At 33.6% G+C, this 2,366-nt stretch carries 2 protein-coding genes and 1 pseudogene; 2 read left to right on the top strand and 1 reads right to left on the bottom strand.

Annotated elements, in window-relative coordinates:
• Together IC220_RS07090 and IC220_RS07085 are read left to right on the top strand one after the other, a co-directional pair.
• A pseudogene (locus tag IC220_RS07090) lies at window positions 1-329 on the top strand (Rpn family recombination-promoting nuclease/putative transposase); the annotation flags it as partial.
• A 157-nt stretch (window positions 330-486) separates the two neighbouring features.
• Window positions 487-1,794, top strand: coding sequence for a UDP-glucose dehydrogenase family protein (locus IC220_RS07085; RefSeq protein ID WP_188153739.1), 1,308 nt, complete (start codon window positions 487-489; stop codon window positions 1,792-1,794).
• A gap of 16 nt (window positions 1,795-1,810) precedes the next feature.
• Here the strand turns inward: IC220_RS07085 and IC220_RS07080 are convergent.
• The coding region (locus IC220_RS07080) for an MFS transporter (RefSeq protein ID WP_188153738.1) at window positions 1,811-2,366 on the bottom strand (556 nt) is incomplete at its 5' end.

Raw genomic sequence — 2,366 nt, 5'->3', positions numbered from 1 at the left:
GTAGTGACGTAATAATAAAACGAGCTTATGAAGAGATGAATAAATTTAATTGGTCAAAAGAAGAGTTACTAGCATATGAGCAAAGAAAAAAACGTCTAATGGATGAGATAGCTGCTTTCGCCCAAAAATTTGATGATGGTGTTAGGGTTGGCGAAGAAAGAGGCATTCTCATCGGCCATGAAAAAGGCAAAAAAGAAGGTCGAAAGGAAAGGGATATAGAAGTAGCTAAAAATTCACTTAAGGCTGGTGTCTCTATTGATATTATAGCTGAAATTACGGGCCTTTCAGTAGATGAAATAAGACAACTTCACAAGGAAAATGGCTGGTGATCTTTTGTCTATTATGGTTGCTAGCAGTTACTTGTTCAAAGTAATTAAGAAAAATAATCTAGCAACAAAAGTTTATGACTCTAATTATTAATATGGTATCTTCTTGAGATACTAAAACAATTGAGCTACATTGAGATATTTTTAGGATGATAATAAAATGTATATAACTATTACAGGAGTAGGGTATGTAGGTTTAGTATCTGGTACAATGTTATCAGAACAAGGCCATAACGTTGATTGTATTGACATAAATACTAGAAAGATTGAGTTATTGAAGTCAGGAAAAGTTCCTATATATGAGCCTGAATTAGCAAACTATTTAGAGGATAATATAAAGTTACAAAGGATAAGGTTCTTTGACTCATATTCCCAGATAAATCCTAATACGGAAGTAGTATTTGTAACTGTAGATACTCCATCAGGCTCCTTAGGGAGTGCAGATTTACAGAACGTGTATAGATCAGTAAATGAAATTTCTAAAAGAGTTAATCAAGACTGCTTAATAGTTATAAAATCAACTGTTCCTCCTGGTACTACAGAAAACATACACAACTACTTACTCAATGAAGGTTATAACCTTGATTTGGGAGTTAATCCAGAATTCCTCAAGCAAGGCTCTGCAGTATCAGATTTTTTATATCCAGATAGAATAATAATAGGAGTAAAAACTAAGCAAGCTAGAGCAAAACTAGAAGCTATATATAGATCATTTACAGACAAGAATATTCCACTAGTAGTTACTGATACAGCTACTGCCGAAGTAATTAAATATGCTTCTAATGCTTTTCTAGCAACAAAGATCGCTTTTATCAATGAGATGGCAGGTTTATGTGAGGTATTAGGAGCAGATATTGACCTTTTAGCTAACAGCATGGGGATGGACCATAGAATAGGCAGGGAATTTCTAAAGGCTGGTCCAGGGTTTGGAGGATCTTGTTTTCCTAAAGATTTGTCAGCTTTAATAAAGCTTGCTGAAAATCACAATGTCAAGCTACAAATTTTAAGTTCAGTTAAGGAATCTAACTATAATCATATAACAAACATTGCTAAGAAGGTAGAATATGTATTGGATGGAGTCCAAAATAAAAAAATAGCGATATGGGGGCTAACTTTTAAGTCTGGTACCGATGATGTGAGAAATAGCCCAGCTATAGATGTTGCAAAGTTGTTAGTAAATAATAAGGCTAAAATTACTGCATATGACCCGGTAGGGATCGATAATGCTAGGCAAGTTCTAAAGAATATAGAGTATGCGGACAGCGCTATAGGAGCTGCAAGGGGCGCAGAAGCCTTATTATTATTAACGGAGTGGAAAGAATTTAAAAATCAGGATTTTGTAATTTTAAAGAATGTTATGGCTACACCTAATATCTTTGACTTTCGTAACTTGTTAGATAGTGAATTGTTACTAGAATATGGTTACAACATTTATTCCCTGGGTAAAAAATCTATCTACAAAGTTTAGTGCTGAGAAATGTTTCCTACACCACTTTATTTGGTTTTTTAGGATCCCTGCTTGATAATATGGAAAAGCAAACGAGTGCAATAACAGAGCAGATGGAAAAAAACGAAAACATAATACTATTACCACAGTGCGTAACAAGCACTCCTAAGAGCACGCATGAAAATATTGCACTTGCAATATACCCAAATAATCCTGTTAAGCTTACAATTGCACATACATTATTTTGTGAAGCAATGTTTACAGCTATAACACCTGTCAATACTTGTACTCCAAATATAAAAAATCCTGATAAGATTGCGCCAAGGTTCATAAGAATTATATTTTGACCAAAGTTCATTGCAATAAAAGTGAATGTTATACCCAGCATGTAAAGTAACGCTAGCAAGCTTCTATTTTGAAAGAAGTATATATCACTAATTCTTCCTGTGATTAAAGTTCCAAGGATTCCACCCAAGTCATATACACCTGTTATTAGTGAGGATTGTACAAGAGAAATTTGTAATTTATCCTTTAAAATTATAGGAAACCAAAAGAAGATTCCCATTTTTATAATATAAGCACAAAAAGTAGCA

Source organism: Wolbachia endosymbiont of Pentalonia nigronervosa (assembly GCF_014534705.1).
GTDB lineage: Bacteria > Pseudomonadota > Alphaproteobacteria > Rickettsiales > Anaplasmataceae > Wolbachia.
Note: the sequence above shows the minus strand (reverse complement) of the source record. Positions and strands in the feature narration are given on the sequence as shown.